The organism is Glycocaulis sp. (assembly GCF_051859565.1).
In the GTDB taxonomy this organism is placed as follows: Bacteria; Pseudomonadota; Alphaproteobacteria; order Caulobacterales; family Maricaulaceae; genus Glycocaulis.
In genome coordinates this window covers 76784-97751 of record NZ_JBHYFK010000005.1, presented here as the reverse complement: position 1 = coordinate 97751, position 20968 = coordinate 76784, and the positions used below count along the sequence as shown (strand labels likewise).

Here is a 20968-nt window from a genome sequence, read left to right as displayed (position 1 = left end):
TTAATTATGGGATATCATGGGAAATGATGGGAAACAATGCCGAAGCCAGTGTCCAGCGCTGTTTTTACAGGCGCGCTCAAGTAAAACCGCAACATGTTGCGGCGCAATAAAACAGAACAGACAAAGAACAAAAAGTTAACGCCCGGCGCGCTGTTTGGAATTTGGCAGGAAATTGAAGCGTCAGGCGGCCTGTAAGCCGGGTTCTGTGCCATTCTTTCCGATATGGAAAGAAGCGGCAGCCATTCCTCTTGGATGGCGCTTGCACGCCACCTCCAGCGACCTACCCGGACGGAATGCAGAGGCGCACCTGCCCGCGCGAAGCGGACGCCCGTCCCTATTCGGTCTTGCTCCGGGTGGGGCTTGCCGTGCCCCCTTCCTTGCGGTCGGGGCGGTGGGCTCTTACCCCACCGTTTCACCCTTGCCGGCCCCGAAGGCCCGGCGGTCTGATTTCTGCGGCGCTATCCCTGAACCGGGGCTTGACCCCCGGCCCGCCGGGATTTCCCCGGCACCCTGCCTCCATGGAGCCCGGACTTTCCTCTCCCGCCCGCCTTTCGGCACTAGACGGAAGCGGCTGCCCGGCCGCCTGACGGGTGTTAAGTCGGCTTTCAGCAGGCAAAGGTCAAGCGGCGGCCACTTGCGCCGCCAGCGCCTCGATCAGGCCCATCCTCTCATCATCCAGCACGCCATCAAGGCGCACGGGCCGGTAGCGGCGCTGGAATTCGGTGAGAAGGATGCTCAGGGGCAGGTCCGGGTTATAGCCGATAGCGTTGAGGAGATCCGCCGCGCGCGGCTCATCCGGCCTGGCAGGAACCGCCCCGTCCGGCCACAGGCCCACGCCTTCGCGCGCCAGCATCTCCCAAGGAAACTTTTCGCCCGGATCGATCTTGCGGCCCGGCGCGATATCGCTGTGGCCGACCACATTGACCGGCGCAATGGCGTGCCGTGCAATGATCTCGCGTGACAGCGCGGTCACGGCGCTGATCTGCGCGGGCGGATAGTCCGGCAGGCCGAAATCATGCCCGCCATTGACGATCTCGATGCCGATGGAGGCTGAATTGATGTCGGTAATACCGCGCCAGTAGCTCAATCCGGCATGCCAGGCGCGCTTTGTCTCATCGACCATGGCGATGACGCTGCCATCTTCCTCCACCACATAATGGGCACTGACCTTCGCGGCAGGATCCGCCAGCCGGTCGATTGCGGCCCTGCCCGTTTCCATGCCTGTGTAGTGCAGGACCAGCATGCTGACCGGCAGGCTACGGTCATTGAAGTTGGGCGAAGGGTGGCGGGTCCGTGTCATCGCGGCTTTTGTATCACGGTTTCCGGCGGCAGTGTGCTGGACCGGCGCGCCGCCACCACGGCCACACCGGCAATCGCGATAAGGCCGCCAGCGATCAGCTGCCAGCTCACCGGGTCGCCTAGAAGAACCACGCCGGAAATGACCCCGATCAGCGGCCCCATCAGCGTCATCGGCGCGATCAGCGAGGCGTCATAGCGGCGCAAGAGCCAGTAGAACGCGCCGTGGCCGAAAATATTTACCAGCAGCACCGTGAAGAAGATGCTCGCCAGCAAAAGCCAGCCGCCCGCCAGCATGGCCTCTATCTGGCCGCGCTCGAAAATCAGGCTGGCGATCAGCAGAGGTGGCCAGGAGAACAGTCCGATCCATGCCTGCAAGGGGATGGTGGTCAGCTCGACGCGCTTGACGAAGATCGACCCGGCCGCCGCCGCCATCGCCGCACCGACGCCGGCCAGCAATCCGGCAGTGAAGGTGAACTCGGCGGGTTTAAGGACCACCATTGAGGCCCCGGCAAAGGCCATGCCCATGCCGGCCGCACGCACCCAGCCCACCTTTTCCTTCAGGAACATGATGGAGAGAATTGTTGTGAACGGCACCGAGAGCTGCACCACGATCGCGATGGAAGACGGCGTGGCGTAATGCAGGCCTGTGAACAGCAGGGCAAACTGGATCGCCCCCATGCCCAGACCTGCCCCGATGACCGGACCCAGCTTTTTCGGCAATGGCAGCAGCCAGGGCGCCAGCATCGCATAGAGCAGCGCAAAGCGGATGAAGGCAAAGAACAGCGGAGGCACGCCCTCGAAACCAGGCACAAGGTCCGGCGTGCCCGAAACAGACCATTTCGCCACAACGAAGTTGATGCCCCAGACAAGGCAGACGGCGAACAGAAGGGCAAAATGGCGCGGGCTCATGGCCGCGCTGTAGCGGGCCAGCGCACGGGCTTCAAGTCACGAAACGATAAGGGGTGTTACACGGCCAAACACGTTAGCTGCGCGGGGCGCTGGTCCCGTCCACCGTCCAGCCATGCGGCCCCCGGCGGGCGACCAGTACGGAGCTGTCCGTCTTCCGGCGGCCGCGCACCTTGCGGTAGACCCAGTACGCGCCAGCGCCCAGCACTGCCAGACCGGCAACGACAAAAGCCGCCGCTGTCAGCACGGCGGCAAGCAGCACCACAAGGCCGATGAAAGCTGCGGCGATGATCGCAGCCAGCACCGCCCGCAGCGCCTGCATGGCGGCATCGGAATTGAACGCTGGCTGTTGTGTCATCTGCTTCGCTCCAGAAGAGGCTGTGGCCTCGCGGCCAGCACTTGCGCCCCTAGAGTTGGGGGTTTGCGCACGCACGTCAATGGCAGGGGCGCGCGCCTGTCACACAATTAATGTCCAGTGCCCGTTATCGGCTCCCGGCTGCCCGCAAGGAAATCAGGAGGAAGCCAATGCCGGCTTCAGCCCCCGCTCGGCAAGGATTTTCTGGTAAGCTGTATTAATCACGGCCATTTTCTCGTCAGCAAGGCGTTGCAGTTCCGGCGGTGCGCCGCGCGCGATCAGGCGGTCGGGGTGATTTTGCGATGCGATCCGTCTGTAGGCGCGTTTCAGATCGCCATCTGCAATAGAGCGGTCCACACCCAGCACCAGATACGGGTCCTGCCCGTCAGATGCGCCATGCCCGGCCCGTATCCGGTCAAACTCGCTGTCTGAGAACCCGAAAATGCCCGACACCGAATGGAGGTATTCCATTTCCTCCGCTGTCAGCCGTCCGTCGGCTTTTGCAATGTGAAAGAGGCCATCAAGCACATCTTCGAGAATGGCCGGGTGAGCGCGGAAACGCCGCGCCAGCCGGCGCGCATAGCCCTCAAACCCCAGCGTTGTCTGCTTGGCGAGGTTGAAGGCGCGCATCAGCGAGGCCTCGAAACCTGCTGGCGCACGCAGGACCTGGCGGAAGGCGGCCACCTCGTCATGAGTAACCTCGCCATCGGCCTTGGCCATTTTCGCACCGAGCCCGATCAGGGCCATGGCAAATTCGGCATCGTCCACCCGATGGCCGGGCGGACAGTCGCCCTCTGGGCAGGCGAACGGGTCGGCCGGGCCGGTGATCAGCTCTGCAAGTTTGCGCCAGACGCTCATGCGCGCTTATCTGCACCGCAAAACCGGCGAACGGAAGGGGCAAATGGGCGCAGACAGCACCGCAAAGTGGGAGATCTGGATAGATCGCGGCGGCACCTTCACCGATATTCTGGGACTATCACCGCAAGGCGAGCTGCATGCGCTGAAGCTGCTTTCGGAAAGCGCAGCCTATGGTGATGCAGCCAGTGAAGGCGTGCGCCGTATGACCGGCCTGTCGGCCGGCGGGCTGCCCGCTGACACCGCAGCCAGCGTGAAGATGGGCACGACCGTCGCCACCAATGCGCTGCTGGAAGAAGATGGCGCGCCGACGCTCTTCATTACCAATGCGGGGTTTGAGGACTGCCTGCTGATCCAGGACCAGACCCGCCCGGACATTTTCGCCCTGCGCATTGACCGGCCCCGGCCCCTGCCCGCGCGGATCGCCGGGATTGCCGGACGGCTGGATGTGGAGGGACGCGAAATCGCCCCGCTGGATCGCAGTGAGGTGCAAGCCGTGCTAAAAGACGCCCGCTCTCAAGGCCTGCAGTCGGTGGCCATTGCGCTTATTAATTCGCATGTGAATGATATGCATGAGGCGAAAGTGGCGGAACTGACCCGCGCGGCCGGGTTTGATCATGTCAGCCTGTCGAGCGAGGTAAGCCCGCTGGTACGGCTGGTCCCTCGCGCCTCCACCACCGTGATCGACGCCTATCTGGACCCGGTGCTGCAGGATTATGCGGCCCGCGTGGACAAGGGGCTCGGCGGCATTCCGCTTTACTTCATGCAATCCTCCGGCGGGCTCGCCCGATCCGGGCACTTTCGGGCTCGCGATGCTGTGCTGTCCGGCCCTGCTGGCGGCGTGGTCGGCATGGCGCAGACAGCCAGGGCGGAAGGGCTGGACCGGGTTATCGGCTTTGACATGGGTGGCACCTCCACTGACGTCTCACGCTATGACGGGGACGCCTTTGAACGCCGCGACCAGGTGCGCATTGGCGGCCGCCTCTTGCGCGCGCCCATGCTGTCCATCCACACCGTGGCCGCAGGCGGCGGATCCATCCTGCATTTTGACGGGGAGCGCGCCCGCGTCGGCCCGCACAGTGCAGGGGCGAGGCCGGGGCCGGCGGCTTATGGGAATGGTGGCCCAGCCACCATTACAGATGCGAACATTGTACTGGGCCGAGTACATCCCGGATGGTTTCCGGACGTCTTCGGACCGGACGGCAATGCTCCGCTGGACATTGAAGCTGCGCGCGCGGCCATCCAACCGCTGGCGGCATCCATAGGAGCGGGCAGTGCAGAAGAAGCCGCCGAAGGGTTTCTTGCCATTGCTGCCGAAGCCATGGCCGGCGCCATCCGCCAGATTACCATCTCACAGGGCATCGATCCGCGGGACTACGCGCTGAACGCGTTTGGCGGCGCGGGCGGGCAGCATGCCTGTCAGGTGGCCGCTGCGCTCGGCATGAGCCGTATCATCATTCACCCCAAGGCGGGGCTTCTCTCTGCTCTGGGAATTGGCATGGCCGCCCTTCTGGAGACGCGCCAGGCCGGGCTGGAAGTGGCGCTGGACGCCGATGGCTTGCAGGCGGCGCAGGCGCGCCTGTCCGCACTGGAGGACGAGGCAAGCGAAGCGCTCAAAGCGCAAGGCGCCGGGGAGATACGCGTCACCAGCCAGCTACACCTTCGCGTGGCGGGATCAGACACCGCCCTGCCCGTTGCCATGAGCGGGCTCGATGCGGCGCGCGCCGCGCATGACGAGGCGCACCTTCGCCTGTTCGGATTTGCACCGCCTGTCAATGCTGTGTTGATGATCGAGTCGGTATCGGTGAAGGCGGAATCCCCTTCAGGCGCCGTTCTGCCCTCCACCCCGCACACGAGCGCGCAGAGCGTGGAGCCGGAGGATCGGACACGCATTTTCTCTGGCGGACGCTGGCACGACGCGCCGGTTTATTCGCTGGCGAAACTTGGCGGGGAGCAGATCATTTCAGGCCCCGCCCTGATCATGGAACCGGGCCAGACGATCACCCTGGATGAGGGGTGGACGGCGCGGCCGGGGCGCACCGGCGCCCTGATCATGGAGCGGACGGGCGAGGCCACAAGAACGACCGGCTCTACCGCGCTCGACCCGGTTACGCTGGAGCTTTTCAACCGGCGCTTCATGGGTATCGCCGAGGAGATGGGCGTGGTGCTGGAGCGCACCGCCCACTCGGTGAACATGAAGGAAAGGCTGGATTTTTCCTGCGCTGTCTTTGATGCAGAGGGCGGGCTCGTCGCAAACGCGCCGCACATGCCGGTGCATCTGGGCTCCATGTCGGCGAGCGTGCGTGCCGCACTCGATGCTCACCCCGATCTGGCCGCCGGCGAAGCCGTGGCACTGAACGCGCCCTATAATGGCGGCACGCATCTGCCCGACATCACGGTGATCCAGCCCGTGTGTGACGATAGCAGCAAGCGCCTCTTCTTCGTGGCCGCGCGCGGGCACCATGCCGATGTGGGCGGGATCGCGCCCGGCTCCATGCCGCCCTTCTCGAAAGCCATCGACGAGGAAGGCGTGGTGTTCGATGCCGTGAAAATTCTTTCGGACACGAAGTTTGATGAGGCAGCCGTGCGCAAAGCGCTGGGATCGGGCAAACATCCGGCCCGCGCGCCGGAGCGCAATATCGCCGATCTCAAAGCCCAGCTGGCGGCCTGCGCGCGCGGCGCGCAGGAGCTGCAACGCCTGATCGCCGAACAGGGTTTAAGCGTGGTGCAGGCCTATATGGGTCACGTGCAGGACAATGCCGAGCGCGCCGTGCGCCGCATTATCGGCGCTCTCGAAAGCGGCTCTGCGGTAATGGAGCTGGAAGGCGGAGAATGCATCTGCGTGACCATCACCACCAAGCCCGGCGACGGCACCGCCATAATCGACTTTACCGGCACCAGCGCGCAGATGCCGAACAATTTCAATGCGCCCAGCGCCGTTGCGCGCGCTGCCGTGCTCTACGTGCTGCGCTGCCTGGTCGAGGATCAGATACCCCTCAATGAAGGCTGTCTGAAGCCGGTGGAGATCATCATCCCCGAAGGCTCGCTGATCGCGCCTCGTCCGCCGGGCGCGGTGGTGGCCGGCAATGTGGAGACCAGCCAGCTCATCGTCGACGCTCTCTTCGCCGCTACCGGCCGCATGGCCGCCGCTCAAGGCACGATGAACAATTTTACCTTCGGAAACGAAACATATCAGTACTACGAGACGATTTGCGGCGGCTCCGGCGCGGGTCTTCTGGCTGATGGAAGCGGATTTGACGGCGCGGACGCCGTCCATACCCACATGACCAATTCACGCCTCACCGACCCGGAAATCATGGAGCTGCGCTATCCGGTGCGGGTGCTTACCCACCGGGTACGCGAAGGCTCAGGAGGCAGCGGAAAATGGCGCGGCGGGCATGGCTCGGTGCGCCGGATCGAGTTTCTTCAGGCCATGGAGGCCAGCCTGCTCTCCGGGCGCCGCCGTGTTGCCCCTCCCGGCCTGAAAGGCGGCGGAGACGGGGCACCCGGCAAGGCACGCGTTATCCGCGCCGATGGCCGCGTCGAGCAGCAGCCGGCCCTGTTCTCGGTCCAGCTATCGCCCGGCGATTCAATCGAGATCGAAACGCCGGGCGGCGGCGGGTATGGGAAATCTCGCGACTAACGCTCGAACTTCTGGAACTTGACGCGGGTCGGCACCAGCGCATCGGTGCCAAGGCGGCGTTTCTTGTCTTCCAGATAGTCGGAGAAGGCACCCTCGAACCACTCCACATGGCTGTCGCCCTCAAAGGCTAGGATGTGGGTGGCGATCCGGTCGAGGAAGAAGCGGTCGTGCGAGATGACCACGGCGCAGCCGGGGAAGTCTTCCAGCGCGGCTTCGAGCGCGGAGAGGGTTTCCACGTCGAGATCGTTGGTCGGTTCGTCGAGCAGGAGCAGGTTTCCGCCTTCTTTGAGCATCTTGGCGAGATGCACCCGGTTGCGTTCACCGCCCGAGAGCACGCCCACCTTCTTCTGCTGGTCGCCGCCCTTGAAGTTGAACGCGCCGACATAGGCCCGGCTCGGCACCTCATGCCCGCCAAGCGAGAGCATGTCGTGGCCGCCTGAGATTTCCTCCCAGACATTTTTCTTCGCATCCAGAGCATCGCGCGACTGGTTCACATAGCCGAGCTTGACCGTCTCGCCGATTTTCACCGTGCCGTTATCGGGCTGCTCCTCGCCGACAATCATCTTGAAGAGGGTGGTTTTACCCGCCCCGTTCGGGCCGATCACGCCGACCACACCGCCCGGCGGCAGCTTGAAGGAGAGGTCCTTGATCAGCAGCTTGTCCCCGAAGCCTTTGGAGACATTATCAAACTCCACCACATTGCCGCCCAGGCGCGGGCCCGGCGGAATGCGAATGGTGGCGGTGGAGATTTTCTCGCGATCGGCCGCGTCGCGCATCTCTTCGTATGACTTGATACGCGCCTTGGATTTGGCCTGACGGGCTTTCGGGCTGGAGCGGATCCACTCCAGTTCGCGGGCGAGCGCGCGCTGCTTGGCACCTTCCTCGCGCGATTCCTGCGCCAGACGCTTGGCCTTCTGCTCCAGCCAGGCCGAATACCCGCCCTGATAGGGGATGCCCTGACCGCGATCGAGCTCCAGCGTCCAGGTGGTGATGGAGTCGAGGAAGTAGCGGTCGTGGGTGACGATCAGCACCGCACCGTCATAGTTTTCAAGGTGATGCTGGAGCCAGGCCACGCTCTCGGCGTCGAGGTGGTTGGTCGGTTCGTCGAGCAGCAGCATATGCGGCTTGGACAGCAGAAGCTGGCAGATGGCCACGCGGCGGCGCTCACCGCCAGAAAGGTTCGCAACCGAAGCATCGCCGGGCGGGCAGCGCAGGGCCTCCATCGCCATCTCGATCTTGGAATCGATATCCCACGCATCGCGCGCATCGACCTGCTCCTGCAGGGCGGTCATCTTCTCCATCAGCTCGTCGGAATAGTCTTCCGCCAGCTGTATGGCGATGGCGTTGTATTCGTCGTAGATTTTCTTGTCTTCGGAGCCCTCGATGACGTTTTCCCAGACGGTCTTGGCCTCATCGAGCTTCGGCTCCTGCGGCAGATAGCCGACGCGCACGCCTTTTTCCGCCCAGGCTTCACCGGTGAAGTCAGTATCCATGCCCGCCATGATGCGCAGCAGGGTGGATTTACCCGCGCCGTTGACGCCGACGACGCCGATCTTGGCATCGGGCAGGAAGTGGAGCGAAATGCCGGAGAAGACCTGCTTGCCGCCCGGATAGGTCTTGGCCAGCTTGTCCATGTGATAGACGTATTGATAGGACGACATGAGCGAGGCTCCTTTGACGGCGCGGCAGGGGGAGAAAGTCCTGCCGCGCTATAGCGCAAGGACGCGCGCACTGGCAATGGAAGGGGTGAGCGCCCTAACGCCCGTCGGCCACATGCACATCCGGCCCCAGCGGCACGATGCCGGATGGATTGATCATGTCATGGCTCTCGTAATAATGCCGCTTGGCGTGCTCGAGATTGAAAATCTCGGCAATACCCGGCAGGCCGTGCAGACGGCGCGCGTAAGCGGCCAGATGCGGATAGTCGATCAGGCGTTTCAGATTGCATTTGAAATGGCCGTGATAGACAGGGTCAAAGCGCACCAGCGTGGTGTATAGCCGCCAGTCGGCCTCGGTCAGTTGCGTGCCCGTCAGATATTCGCGGCCATCGGACAGAAGGCTTTCCAGCCAGTCCAGGCTCTCGAACAGGGTAGTCACGGCCTCCTCGTACGCCTCGGCCGAGGTGGCAAAGCCGGACTTGTAAACCCCGTTATTGACCGTGTGGTAGATGCGCTCATTCAAGGCATCGATCTCGCCGCGAAGGGGTTCGGAATAGTAATCACCCGGCGCCGCGCCTACCCGGTCAAAGGCGGAATTGAACATGCGGATAATGTCCGCGCTCTCATTGGAGACGATGGTGTTTTTGTGCTTGTCCCATAGCACCGGCACGGTCACGCGGCCGGAATAGTCGCTCTTGGCCGCCGTATAGACCTGATACATGTAGTCGGCGCCGTGCAAGGGGTCGGGGATCACGCCGGGGCCATCTTTGAAGGTCCAGCCGTTTTCCTTCATCAGCCAGTGAACGACCGAGACCGGGATCATCTCTTCCAGCCCTTTGAGATGACGGAAGATCAGCGTGCGGTGCGCCCACGGGCAGGCCAGCGATACATAGAGGTGATAGCGTCCGGGCCCGGCCTTGAAGCCTGCCTCTCCACTGGGTCCGGCTGAGCCGTCTGCCGTCACCCAGTTGCGGAACACGCTGTCCTGGCGCTCGAACTTTCCGCCCGAGCTCTTGGTGTCATACCATTCGTCTTTCCAGACGCCGTCCACGAGCCGTCCCATAGGCGGTCTCCTTCAAGTCTGCTTCTATTGCCGCGGCGCTTTTTGGCCCTTCAGAACCGGCCCATCTGGTAGTCCAGCATGGCCTGGCGCACCTCGCCTTCGGTATTCATCACGAACGGACCGCCCCAGGCGATCGGCTCGCCAATCGGATAAGCGGCTGCCAGAATCGCGCGGGCACCTTCCGGCCCGGCCTCGATACGCACCGTGTCACCGGGGCCGAACACGCCCAGATGCGCTTCTGGCAGGGCGATGCCCGACACGCTGACCGCGCCGGTATGGATGGCGAGGATGGTGGTCTTGTCGGCCAGTATCGGCTCCTCGAACACAGCGCCCGGTTCCATAACGAGTTCAGCGTAGAAAGGCTGCGTCGAGATGTTCTTCACAGGGCCTTCAACGCCGGCGGAGGTGCGCCCGGCGACGATCTTTGCCACCACGCCCTCGCGGATATCGGAGGGTACTTCGTCAGCATCATATTCCTGATAGGCGGCAGGCTTCATCTTCTCGGCGGCCGGCAGGTTGATCCAGAGCTGGAAGCCGCTCATCAGGCCGTCTTCCTGCACCGGCATTTCGGAATGGATGATCCCGCCAGCGGCGGTCATCCACTGCACGCCGCCCGGCTCTATCACGCCTTCATGGCCCTTATTGTCCTTGTGGCGCATCCGGCCCGCGACCATGTAGGTCACGGTTTCAAAGCCACGGTGAGGATGCTCCGGAAACCCCGCCAGATAATCGTTCGGATTGTCAGAGTGGAATTTGTCGAGCATCAGGAACGGGTCCAGCACACGTAATTCCGGCGTGCCGAGCAGGCGGGTCATCTTGACCCCTGCCCCGTCAGAAGCGGCCATGCCGCGTGTCAGCTTCACCAGCGGGCGATAAATTCCGGCCATGGAGAGTCTCCTGCTAAGCGCGATTGACGACACATGGGCTATGCGGCGCGGCACGTCGAGGCAGACGCCTTGCAGATATATCTTTCCGCGCGGGAAGAAATTGACTTTGCGCCAGCAAGCGGGCCCGATGGACGCGCGTGAAATTGCGCGCTAAGGCAGGCGGCAACCGGGCAGCGCCCGTATCACGATCAGGACGCCAGAAGGCTATCGAGGGTTTGATGGATCAACCGTTTGTACTGGGTTGGGAAGAATGGGCGTCCTTCCCGGAGCTGGGTATTCCCGCGATCAAGGCCAAGGTGGATACCGGCGCGCGTACCTCTGCGCTGCATGCGGTGTCCGTGGAGCCGTTCGGACCGGACAACGCACCCCAGGTGCGTTTTGTCATTCACCCCATTCCCAGCCAGCCTGATGTGGAGATCACCTGCGCGGCCCCGGCGGTGGACCGGCGCGAAGTCACCTCGTCCAATGGCGAGTCCGAGCTGCGCTGGGTGATCGAGGCGATGGTCGATGTTGGCGGGCGCCAATGGCCGATCGAGCTGACCCTGACCAACCGCGAGAGCATGAACTACCGCATGCTGCTGGGCCGCACGGCCATCCGCGACGGGATCGTGGTCAATCCGGCAGTCTCCTATGTGCAGGGCAAGATCGGCTACAAGGTCTATTCCGACTATCCGCGCCAGAAGCCGGTCAAACGGCCCTTGCGCATAGCGATACTCACGCGCGAGCCTACCAATTATTCCTCCAAGCGCCTGAAAAAGGCCGCCGAGGCGCGCGGCCATGTCGCCGAGATGATCAACACGGCACGCTGTTCCATGGGCATCAACACGCTCTCGCCCGCGATCTATTATGATGGCCGCCGCCTGCCGCGCTTTGATGCGGTGATCCCGCGCATAGGCGCGTCCATGACCAATTACGGCATGGCCGTGATCCGCCAGTTCGCCATGACCGGCGCCTATATCCTGAACCCGGCTGCCGCCATTGGCGCGAGCCGCGACAAGCTCTATGCGCACCAGCTTCTGGCCCGCGCAGGCATCGGCATGCCCTCCACCGCCTTCGCTCACTCGCCCAAGGACACCAAGACGCTGATCGAGCTGGTGGGCGGCGCGCCGCTGGTGGTGAAGCTGCTGGAGAGCACGCAAGGGCGCGGCGTGGTGCTGGCCGATACGAAAAAGGCCGCCGAGAGCGTGATCGACGCCTTCCGCGGGCTGGAAGCCAATTTCATCGTGCAGGAATTCGTCAAGGAAGCCGGCGGAGCGGACATTCGCTGCTTTGTTGTCGGCGGCAAGGTGGTCGCGGCGATGAAGCGTCAGGCTTCCGCCGACGAATTCCGCTCCAATCTGCACCGGGGCGGCACGGCAGAGGCTGTGAAGATCACACCAGAAGAGCGCTCGACCGCCGTCAAGGCCGCCAAGGCGATGGGCCTCTCGGTCGCGGGCGTGGATCTCTTGCGGTCCAATTCCGGGCCGAAAATCCTCGAGGTGAACTCCTCGCCGGGCCTTGAAGGCATTGAACGCACCAGCGAAAAAGACGTCGCGGGCATCATCATCGAATACATGGAAAGCCAGGTGCAGACGGTCTCCCTGCCGCGCGCCTCAAGGCGCAAGGGCGTCCTCAAAGCCTCCGACGCGCCGGAAAACACCGAGTTGAAAGTCATCGAAGCCAGCGGCAAGGCCAGCGAGGAAGCCGGCGAATAGCAAGCACAAAAAGGGCCCGCCACCGGGGAGCGTGACGGGCCCTTTGACATGCCGAATCTATGGAGGGGGATCAGTTCGGCAGTATGACGGCGTCGATAACATGGATCACGCCGTTAGAGGCTTCGATGTCAGCCGTAATGACATTGGCGCCATCCACCGTGACCGAGCCGTCTTCACCGACGACCACGTTGACGGTCGTGCCTTGCAGGGTTTCAAGGTCATAGCTGCCCGGATCAACGCTGTCTGACGTGTAGCTGCCCGGCACGACGTGATAGGTGAGCACGGCCTGCAGCTGGGCCTGATTTTCCGGCATCAGCAGGGTGTCTACCGTGCCTTCGGGCAGTCCGGCAAAAGCCATGTCGGTCGGAGCAAACACCGTGAACGGGCCTTCGCCTTTGAGCGCATCAACAAGGTCAGCGGCCTGAACGGCAGCCACCAGCGTGTTGAAATCATCAGCGGCCACAGCCGTGTCGACAATGTCGGCCGGGCCGCGGTGATGGTCAGCAAGTACCGGCGCAGCCAGAAGCGCGGCAGCGGCAGCGGTCGAGGAAATCATGGCGGTCATACGCATCTAACAGTCTCCGTTTCTATTGCCGGAACGAGGCCGGGCGTCCGGGGGAAGCCGGCCAGCCTCGCGGATACCGGGAAGCGGTATCTTGTATCGAATACGCGATACTGAAGAGGGTGGATCACCTTGGGTGAAGAAAGTTGCTGAAAGCGGCGTGGCCGCGTGAAGGCGGGAATGGGCAGCGAGTGCCGCGCGGGCCGTCCGCGGGCCGTCCGCGGGCGTGAAGAGTGCCAGACGGACGCAGGCAACAGCCCGGCAAATCGACGGTGAAAGGAATTGAGCCTTCATCATCGTTGTCAGGGGGCATGGCACCCGCCCGGCGCTCCGCTCTCCGAAACGCCAAGGGCCGCCGGGCACTTTTGCCCGCAGTGAGGCGCGGACGCGCGGATACTCGGGGCGCAACCAAATTGGGTCGGACCGTCAACTCCACAACTATTATGGTCGCGACGAGCTCTGCAAACAATGCAGCTGCCAAATAATAGATGCAGCTCTGCATATATTAAGATCAATACTTGTGGATATTTTCTGCTTTTCGACAGATCGGAGCGTCGGCCGCTCGATGATTCAGGTGCTCACGACCAAAATGGGGCGCGTGCGCTTTTCGGTTGTGGGCACCGGAGACATGTTCATATCCCAACCCAACGCCTTGGCCTTTGTAAGCGATCCTGACATTCTCGCTTCAGTTGCAAGGGGAGGCAGGGTCGTGGGCTTACACAAGCTGAAGATCGAGGGCGTGCCACAATTCGTCAGCTATTTCGCACCCGTAATCGAGATCATGAGGGATCTCGGTGGCCCGGCCCGCCCTCGTGAAGTCATTGGTGAGCTGATTAAGCGGCATGAAATACCGGAGGAGTTTCTAGCGCTCACCAATCAGAATGGCCGCTCGAAGTTCGAGAACAGGGTACACTTTGCGCGCCTCTATCTGACCAACGCCGGAATGTTGACCTCGCCGGGCCGAGGCGTCTGGCAGATAACGGAACTGGGCCGCACGGCTGATCTTTCCCCTGAGTGGGCAGCCGACATCTTCCGGACGGCGCGGGTCAAGTTTGCAGGCGATGAAGATGACCAGGATGCTCCCAGCGATGACCCTGGTGCTGAAAAGGTGCATTACTGGTTTGTTGGCTCAATGTGGTCCGATGGCGACCAGACCAACAGGTTTTTGGAAGAAGGCATCTGGCAAAATGGCGATGAAGATAAATTCTCCGCGCTTGTCAGGCAGATGAAGTCTGGTGATCGTATCGCCATCAAAGCCTCTTTTACCCAAAAACATCACGTTCCATTCGAAAATCATGGCCGTACCGTAAGCGTCATGCGGATCAAGGCCATCGGCACGATAACAGAAAACCGCGGTGACGGCATGACGGTCGACGTCGATTGGCAAGAGCTGGATCCACCCAAGGACTGGTATTTCTACACCTACCGAAACACCCTTGCTCGTGCTCGCGTTGAAGACGAGGACTTGGCGCGACGACTTGTTGCGTTCACCTTTCATGGTGCCGGTCAGGATTACGACTATTTCCTCCGTCACACCTACTGGGCAGAGCGCTTCGCGCCAGAGGTCGATCCGCTGAGCGAAGCAGAAGCGGAACATGCCTCCGAAGATGACGCTTCGCCGATGATGGAGATCCATCCTTACACGGTGGACGACATCATTGCCGAAGGCGGTTTTCTGGGACGTGATGCCTTGCAGGGCCTCGTTGATCGCCTGTCATCGAAGAAGAACCTCATCCTTCAGGGACCGCCAGGCACTGGAAAGACGTGGTTAGCAAAGCGATTGGCCAAGGCGCACATCGGTAGCAGGGCGCCCCAGCCTGACCAGCTGCGCTCCGTTCAGTTTCACCCTTCACTGTCATACGAGGATTTTGTGCGGGGGTATCGCCCTTCCAGTAGCGGCCTGACACTGACGGACGGTATTTTCTTGCAAGTGGTCGACGCTGCCCGTGCCCAGCCTGATTTGCCTCATGTCCTGATCATCGAGGAGATCAATCGTGGAAATCCGGCACAGGTGTTCGGCGAGATGTTGACCTTGCTGGAAAACACCAAGCGCAGCCGGGCAGATGCGATCGAGCTGGCCTATCGGAAGATGCCGGGTGAGAAGATTCATGTGCCTGATAATCTGTATCTCATTGGCACCATGAATGTCGCCGACCGCTCGCTTGCCTTGGTCGATCTGGCTTTGCGTCGCAGGTTTGCTTTTGTAACCTTGGAGCCGCTATTGAATACCGCATGGGAAAACTGGTGCCGCGCCAAGAATTTCCCAGACGATATGATCACCCTGATCCGGGATCGCATATTCACGCTGAACGAAACAATCGCCCAGGATCGGGCGTTAGGGCCGCAGTTTCGGGTGGGGCACTCATATGTCACGCCCACAGACGAGGACATCCATGACCATTCAGCATGGTTTGCTGAAGTGGTCGATACCGAGATAGGCCCGTTGCTGGAAGAGTACTGGTTCGATGCCCCTGATCGCGCTCGGGGTGCGACCCAAGCGCTGCGTGAAGGCCTTTGATGGCCAACGCCATCCCCCTACGCAACATCTGGCTGCTTTTTCTCTACGCGGCTGATCTGGTGCAATTGAGGGGCAGGTTTGATCATCAGGTTGAAACGGCCCGGGATATTCCGGATTTGGTGGCAAGGCTGTTGACAGGTGTCGTTGATCAGCGCCTCCGACGAAACCTCTCACGAGGATACCGTTCCAGAGCGGCCCCGCTTTCACGGGTTCGTGGCCGCATCGATATGCTGGAGACCACGACCCGCCAGCTAATGGATCGGGGGCGCATCGCTTGCCGCTTCGAAGAACATACGATGGATACCCCACGCAACCGGCTTGTAAAGGCAGCCCTTCAACAGTTGGCGAGCCGCGTTCAAGACGATCTGATTGCAAATCGCTGCAGGCAATTGGCGCGTGATTTCACACGAATGGGCGTGATCGGTTCTCGTCCGTCGTGGGCTGAACTGGCCAGCGACCAGATCGGTCGCAATGAAAGTGCGGACCGTTTCATGGTCGCTCTGGCGCGCATGGTTTTTGATACGATTATCCCCACACAAGGCGCGGGGGATGTCTGGGGCAAGCTGCCTGATAGCAATGATCATCTGGTCCGCCGCCTATTTGAACGGGCCGTAGGCAACGCCCTGCGCCTTGAGTTGCACCCTCACGGTTGGACGGTAAGCCAAGGCAAGCGCTTATCATGGCCTGTTGAAGCGCCTTCGCCTGGGATCGCCGCAATCCTTCCTGGCATGCAGATCGATATTGAGTTGAACCAGGAGGCAACCGGGCGCCGCATGGTGATCGACACCAAATTCACGGCGATATTCACGAGTTCCGCCTATCGCAATGAAATTCTCAAGAGCCGCTACATCTATCAGCTTTACGCCTATCTGCGCAGTCAAGAGCAGCCGGAAGAACCCGCGACCCTGACAGCGGAAGGGATGCTGCTGCACCCTCAGACAGGAGGCAGCGTCGGTGAGGAGATGACCATTCAGGGCCACAGGTTTCGGTTCAAGACAATTGATCTGACGGCTGGCCCCGGGGAATTTGAGGCAAGCCTGAGAAGCCTCGTGTATGAGCCCGAATTGGCGGGATGATGTGGCTTGCACTAGAAATCCAACGGCAATGAAACCAGCCAACCTTCTGAAACTAGCTTATGAGGCCAGCCTTCGACGTCGCTTGGGAAGATGGTGCTGACCGTCATTGGCATCAGTGATCATCAGTGACGGTAGTACGAAAACACGGCCGGGGAACTGGCAGCGGCAGCGCCTTCAATGAGCCTACAATCAACCGCAAAAACTGTAGTATGTTTGTGAATGCGGTCCAGTCGGAAGCGCGCACCCAGCTTATAAATCAATAGATTAAATAGATAAACTGGAGCGGGTGAAGGGAATCGAACCCTCGTCTTAAGCTTGGGAAGCTTCTGCTCTACCATTGAGCTACACCCGCGACAGGCTCGCGCCGGACCGATGTACGGCGAAGGCCCATCGCGCGCAAGGGCGTTGGCTAGTTCGCAAACTCCAGTCCCATCGCATCGTGCATGGCCCGGTTCAGCGCGGTGTTATCCAGATAGATGCGGTTCTCCGGCGCGATGCCCCAAGCCTCCAGCCCGTCATCGCGCTGCGTGGCCTTGGCCCTGATCCGGTCAGCGCCGGCGCCATGCGCCCAGAGCGGCACCAGCTCGTTAGTGTGATTATCGGTGTGCCAGCGCGCCAGCGGCAGCATACCTGCACCCTGTCCGATGACATTCTGGAAGGCCTCATCCAGCGAGTCCGGGCCGAGCAGAAGGCCATTGCCGTGATCAGTGGTGACAACGATCAGCGTCTCCTCCCAGGAGGAGTGCGTCTCGACCCAGTCCACCACGGCCTCCACGGCCAGATTGAAAGCCACCTGCTCCTCAATGATGCGCGGCAGATTGTTGGAATGGGCCGCCCAGTCCACCGCGCCGCCTTCGATCATCAGGAAGAAGGGGGCGTCTTGCGCGTTGAGCACGTTGAGCGCGCCGGTGCTCATTGTGGCAAGTTCCGGCACGGTCGGGATGAGCGGATCATCCATGCCCTCGCCGTCACGTCCGAAGCGGATGGTTGCCGCCACCGGAACCGTGCCGATTATACGATCGCCAGCGGGGGCTTCCTGTTCACCGGACGCCAGCGCCGCAAAGCCCTCCAGCGTATCGATCAAGGTCCAGCCCGCCTCTCCGGCGCTGAGCGCCTGCCAGGTATCGGCCCCGCCGACATAGCTGTAATCCACATCCTCGCCGCTGCGCGGAAGCCCGTTATCGTCGAAATAGGGATGGCCTGCGCCCATCACTACGGTGGCGGCCCTGTCGGTCACGATCTGGCGGGCAATCTCTTCATAGTTCTGGCGCGAAATGTTGTGCGCGAGGAACGCCGCCGGGGTGGCATGGCTCCAGTACACGTCCGAAATGGAGCCGAACACGCCGCCATTGGCGGCCAGCGTCTGGCCGATATGGGCGAGCCGGGTGCCGTCCGGAGCGATATTGAGCGCGCCGTTATGCACCTTCACACCGCTGGCCAGCGCCGTGCCGGCTGCCGCGCTGTCGGTGGCATTGGTACGCAGATAACGATACCCCTCAAAGCCCTGCGGATAGGTCGTATCGCGCGCCTCAAACACATCATCGGTGGAGGTGTCATCCCAAGCGGGCACGCCGTCATAGCTGCCCGGCTCACCATCCTCGCGCCCTTGCGAGTAGGTCGTCATGAAGACGTGTACATCGAACCCGTCATAGACCTCCCCGCCCAGCTCGCCATGCCGGTAATGGCTGGCCGCCTGCCAGGTCGTCATGCCCGCCCCGTCGCTGATCATCAGGATCACATTGCGCGCTTCCTGTGCGTTGGCTGTTGAGGCCAGGCCAAGGGCAACAAAGCTGATCGCGGTAAAGCGGAGAAAACGGGTCATCATTCTTCTTTCAAGCAGCGGCTGAGGGATTATCAGAGGTAGCAGCCCGGTATGACAGGAGCATGAAACGGCACTGGCGGCGCAGCCAGCGTGCGCCTAAGTGTGATAGCTCAACTGCCACCGATGCCCGAAGGAGCACTCATGGCCGAAGCCCTCTCAAAAGCGCCCGCAGGCGAAACACTCGAACAGGCCTATGCCCGCGTGGCCGAGGAAATCGCGGCGATTGTGGCTGGCGAGACCAGCGAGACGGCGCGCTTTGCCACGGCGGCCTGCGTACTCGCGCAGAATTTCGCGCCGCGCTTCTTCTGGACGGGCTTCTATGTGGTTGACCCGCAGAAGCCGGAAGAGCTGGTGGTCGGCCCCTATCAGGGCACGCTGGGGTGTTTGCGCATCCCGTTCGGCAAGGGGGTGTGCGGCGCGGCAGCGGCCAGCGGCGAAACCCAGCTTGTCCCTGACGTGCATGCCTTTCCCGGCCATATCGCGTGCGACAGCCGGTCGAACTCGGAGATTGTCGTGCCGGTGTTTCGCGCCGATGGCTCTCTGGCCGCGGTGCTGGACGTGGATTCAGAAAGCCTCGACGCTTTCGGCCCGGAAGACAGAGACGGGCTTGAAGCGATCTGCAAGATACTGCTGACGGCGTAATTCAAGCCATGAAACCCCGGGCGAGCACTCCGCGAGACCCGGGGCCTCTACCAGAATTATCCTGAAACTGGTCCCGGACAGCTCTTCGGGCTTCCGGGAGTTCAGTGAGACCCGCCCTAAAACAGTCCCAAGAATTTCTTGCGCTTGCGCGGTGCCTCTGGTTCGGGGATGCCGTCTGCCCAGTCAGCCTCCGTCTCAGGCTCAACGGGCGACACAGCCTGCGCCTCGCCCGCAAAGCCCGCATCGGGCCGTTCGCCGGCAATGGACGGGGCGGGCTGAGCCTTCGGACGCGCCGGCGCATTGGCCAGCGGCGCGCCGGGCATGCAGATGTCAGCGTCGCACAAGGCATGGCCCACCACGCCCGATGTATTCAACGGCAAGGGCGAGTAGGGCCCTTGCGTGTCGGCAAGGCCCAGCTGGCTGCGCAATTCCATGCGGAAGGCACCGGCGCGCGTTTCAATGCGGTGGCGGCGGTCAGCCTCCTCACGCAGACGCGACAGATCGGCCGGGCGCGGCGCGCGCACGGCAATGGCGCTCTCATCGCGCACCTTGGCCAGGGCGGCGCGGGCGCGGTCCAGATCAAGCCGGGACGGGGTATCGTTCATGTCATTGCTCCTTGCCCGCCAGCCATCAGGCCTTGCGAGCATACCATTCCACGCCGCCCGTTTGCGAGATCATCACCACATCCACATCTCCGCCGACCCCGGTCTGGGTCTGGTGCAGGCTGCTTTTGAGGATGTTGAGCTCCACCAGCGCCTTGGAGGTCTCGGCGATCTGGCGCTTGCCCGAGGCCGACACGACCTGGATGAACGGGTTGATGAACTCTTCCTGGCTGACCTGATGGGCCGCCTTGATGAAATGGCCCGTCAGGGCAGGCAGGGCGCCCTGCCCGATCCGCTCCATCACCTCCCCGGCCGCTTTCGCGTCCAGCCCGGCCTCACGCAGAGCCAAATCGGCAGCGGCCTCATTGGTGATGAGATTCATCGAGATCATCATGTCGAACATGAGCGGGTGGATGCCGCGCAGGAAGGCATGGGTCATGTCGGCTTGCGCAAACGTGCGCACAAAGGCGTTCGGACCGTCATCGACACCCACCGCCGTCGTCTCGTCATGGGCGCGCTTCATCACCCCGTCGACCAGGATGGAGGCATAGTGGTGGACGTAGACCGGGAAAATGTCCGCTGTCCCCAGCCCGGCGAACACCAGACCCGCATAGGGTTCGAGAAAGGCCGGCTTGGTGACGATCATGTAGGCAAAGTCGAACAGGCGCGCGCGCATCGCCTCTTCCTGCCCGAACGCGCCCAGCGCATCGGCAATCAGCTGGTCCAGCATTGAGCCGTAAAGCTCGTAAAAGCGCTCGCGCGTGAGATGGCCAAACACCTCCAGATCGGCGCGCGGACGCCCGCTTTCGTCATGGGCGAGATGGCTGCGGTAAAGCTCCAGCGCGGCCTCGAACGCCGCTGCGTCGTCCTCATACCCGGCACCGGGATAGCTCGCCATGGCACGGGCATGGTTCATCAGGGTGAGGAAGGCGGCGCGCATCAGCCCCTCGAACTCCTCGCGCTCCTCGCGTTCGGGAAACAGTTTGCGATTGCCATCCACGAAAGCGAAGAAGGCTTTCGCGCAATCGGCGACGCTTTCAAATTCAGTGCTGCCATGCTGCTGGCGGAAGGCGTGGGCGATCTGCGACCATGAGCGCCCCAGCACATCGCCGCGCGAATAGACCATCAGCGCGACCGAGCCATTGAGCGGCAGGATTTTCTCCGCCTCCAACGTGACAACCGGCTCCGGCCCGCCGCCATAAGTGACCGCGCTGTCAGCGGCCAGCGCCACGGCCTGGCGGTTCATGATCATCACTTCAGACGTCATCGGCCCATTTTCCCCTCACCGGCGCGATTGTGCCCGCCAGTCTTTTTCCGGTCCCTCTGCCGGCCTGCTGGCCGCCCGTTAACGGAAGGTTACCGCGAAAAATCCGGCAATGTTAAGGA

Annotated in this window: 16 protein-coding genes, 1 tRNA gene and 1 other RNA gene; 5 read left to right on the top strand and 13 right to left on the bottom strand. The window is 62.2% G+C overall.

Annotation, left to right across the window (positions count from 1 at the left end):
- Positions 1–176: 176 nt before the first annotated feature.
- From rnpB to ACTIGC_RS08640, 5 genes are all read right to left on the bottom strand, one after another.
- Positions 177–587: RNase P RNA component class A (gene rnpB, locus ACTIGC_RS08660), an RNA gene on the bottom strand.
- Between the two features lie 32 nt (positions 588–619).
- Positions 620–1300 (bottom strand): N-acetylmuramoyl-L-alanine amidase, encoded by a 681-nt coding sequence (locus ACTIGC_RS08655; RefSeq protein ID WP_439634017.1) that lies wholly within the window; start codon positions 1298–1300, stop codon positions 620–622.
- The gene (locus ACTIGC_RS08650; protein ID WP_439634016.1) at positions 1297–2208 is read right to left on the bottom strand and encodes a DMT family transporter; all 912 of its coding nucleotides are present in this window, start codon (positions 2206–2208) and stop codon (positions 1297–1299) included. Before ACTIGC_RS08650 ends, ACTIGC_RS08655 begins: the two co-directional genes overlap by 4 nt.
- A gap of 73 nt (positions 2209–2281) precedes the next feature.
- Positions 2282–2563: a hypothetical protein gene (locus ACTIGC_RS08645; RefSeq protein ID WP_439634015.1), complete on the bottom strand. Its 282-nt coding sequence runs from the start codon at positions 2561–2563 to the stop codon at positions 2282–2284.
- A gap of 153 nt (positions 2564–2716) precedes the next feature.
- Positions 2717–3418, bottom strand: coding sequence for a TerB family tellurite resistance protein (locus ACTIGC_RS08640; RefSeq protein ID WP_439634014.1), 702 nt, complete (start codon positions 3416–3418; stop codon positions 2717–2719).
- Here ACTIGC_RS08640 and ACTIGC_RS08635 point away from each other — a divergent pair.
- A complete protein-coding gene (locus ACTIGC_RS08635) occupies positions 3417–7058 on the top strand; it encodes a hydantoinase B/oxoprolinase family protein (protein WP_439634013.1) in 3642 nt (1213 codons plus the stop codon). The two genes, ACTIGC_RS08640 and ACTIGC_RS08635, sit on opposite strands and share 2 nt — an antisense overlap.
- On the opposite strand, the gene ettA is transcribed toward ACTIGC_RS08635, so the two are convergent.
- The 3 genes from ettA to ACTIGC_RS08620 form a co-directional block, all read right to left on the bottom strand.
- On the bottom strand, positions 7055–8719 hold the full coding sequence (ettA, locus tag ACTIGC_RS08630; RefSeq protein ID WP_439634012.1) for an energy-dependent translational throttle protein EttA: 1665 nt from the start codon (positions 8717–8719) through the stop codon (positions 7055–7057). The genes ACTIGC_RS08635 and ettA overlap by 4 nt on opposite strands.
- A gap of 94 nt (positions 8720–8813) precedes the next feature.
- The gene (locus ACTIGC_RS08625; RefSeq protein WP_439634011.1) at positions 8814–9779 is read right to left on the bottom strand and encodes a glutathione S-transferase family protein; all 966 of its coding nucleotides are present in this window, start codon (positions 9777–9779) and stop codon (positions 8814–8816) included.
- A 50-nt stretch (positions 9780–9829) separates the two neighbouring features.
- Positions 9830–10666: a pirin family protein gene (locus ACTIGC_RS08620; protein ID WP_439634010.1), complete on the bottom strand. Its 837-nt coding sequence runs from the start codon at positions 10664–10666 to the stop codon at positions 9830–9832.
- Between the two features lie 218 nt (positions 10667–10884).
- Here ACTIGC_RS08620 and rimK point away from each other — a divergent pair, with 218 nt between their 5' ends.
- Positions 10885–12360: a 30S ribosomal protein S6--L-glutamate ligase gene (gene rimK / locus ACTIGC_RS08615; protein ID WP_439634009.1), complete on the top strand. Its 1476-nt coding sequence runs from the start codon at positions 10885–10887 to the stop codon at positions 12358–12360.
- 70 nt (positions 12361–12430) lie between these two features.
- Here the strand turns inward: rimK and ACTIGC_RS08610 are convergent, their stop codons facing one another.
- Positions 12431–12925: a fasciclin domain-containing protein gene (locus ACTIGC_RS08610; protein ID WP_439634180.1), complete on the bottom strand. Its 495-nt coding sequence runs from the start codon at positions 12923–12925 to the stop codon at positions 12431–12433.
- A gap of 562 nt (positions 12926–13487) precedes the next feature.
- Here ACTIGC_RS08610 and ACTIGC_RS08605 point away from each other — a divergent pair.
- Positions 13488–15440 carry an AAA family ATPase gene (locus ACTIGC_RS08605; protein ID WP_439634008.1) on the top strand — a complete coding sequence of 651 codons (1953 nt, stop codon included), beginning with the start codon at positions 13488–13490 and terminating at the stop codon, positions 15438–15440.
- Positions 15440–16516 carry a 5-methylcytosine-specific restriction endonuclease system specificity protein McrC gene (gene mcrC / locus ACTIGC_RS08600; protein ID WP_439634007.1) on the top strand — a complete coding sequence of 359 codons (1077 nt, stop codon included), beginning with the start codon at positions 15440–15442 and terminating at the stop codon, positions 16514–16516. Before ACTIGC_RS08605 ends, mcrC begins: the two co-directional genes overlap by 1 nt.
- 278 nt (positions 16517–16794) lie before the next feature.
- Here the strand turns inward: mcrC and ACTIGC_RS08595 are convergent.
- Together ACTIGC_RS08595 and ACTIGC_RS08590 are read right to left on the bottom strand one after the other, a co-directional pair.
- Positions 16795–16868 (bottom strand) — tRNA-Gly (locus ACTIGC_RS08595).
- 57 nt (positions 16869–16925) lie between these two features.
- The gene (locus ACTIGC_RS08590; RefSeq protein ID WP_439634006.1) at positions 16926–18338 is read right to left on the bottom strand and encodes an alkaline phosphatase; all 1413 of its coding nucleotides are present in this window, start codon (positions 18336–18338) and stop codon (positions 16926–16928) included.
- A 141-nt stretch (positions 18339–18479) separates the two neighbouring features.
- Here ACTIGC_RS08590 and ACTIGC_RS08585 point away from each other — a divergent pair, with 141 nt between their 5' ends.
- Positions 18480–18980 (top strand): GAF domain-containing protein, encoded by a 501-nt coding sequence (locus tag ACTIGC_RS08585; protein WP_439634005.1) that lies wholly within the window; start codon positions 18480–18482, stop codon positions 18978–18980.
- A 116-nt stretch (positions 18981–19096) separates the two neighbouring features.
- Here the strand turns inward: ACTIGC_RS08585 and ACTIGC_RS08580 are convergent, their stop codons facing one another.
- On the bottom strand, positions 19097–19585 hold the full coding sequence (locus ACTIGC_RS08580) for a hypothetical protein (RefSeq protein WP_439634004.1): 489 nt from the start codon (positions 19583–19585) through the stop codon (positions 19097–19099).
- Between the two features lie 25 nt (positions 19586–19610).
- Entirely contained in the window at positions 19611–20849 is a 1239-nt protein-coding gene (locus tag ACTIGC_RS08575; RefSeq protein ID WP_439634003.1) for a hypothetical protein, read from the bottom strand.
- Between the last annotated feature and the right edge of the window lie 119 nt (positions 20850–20968).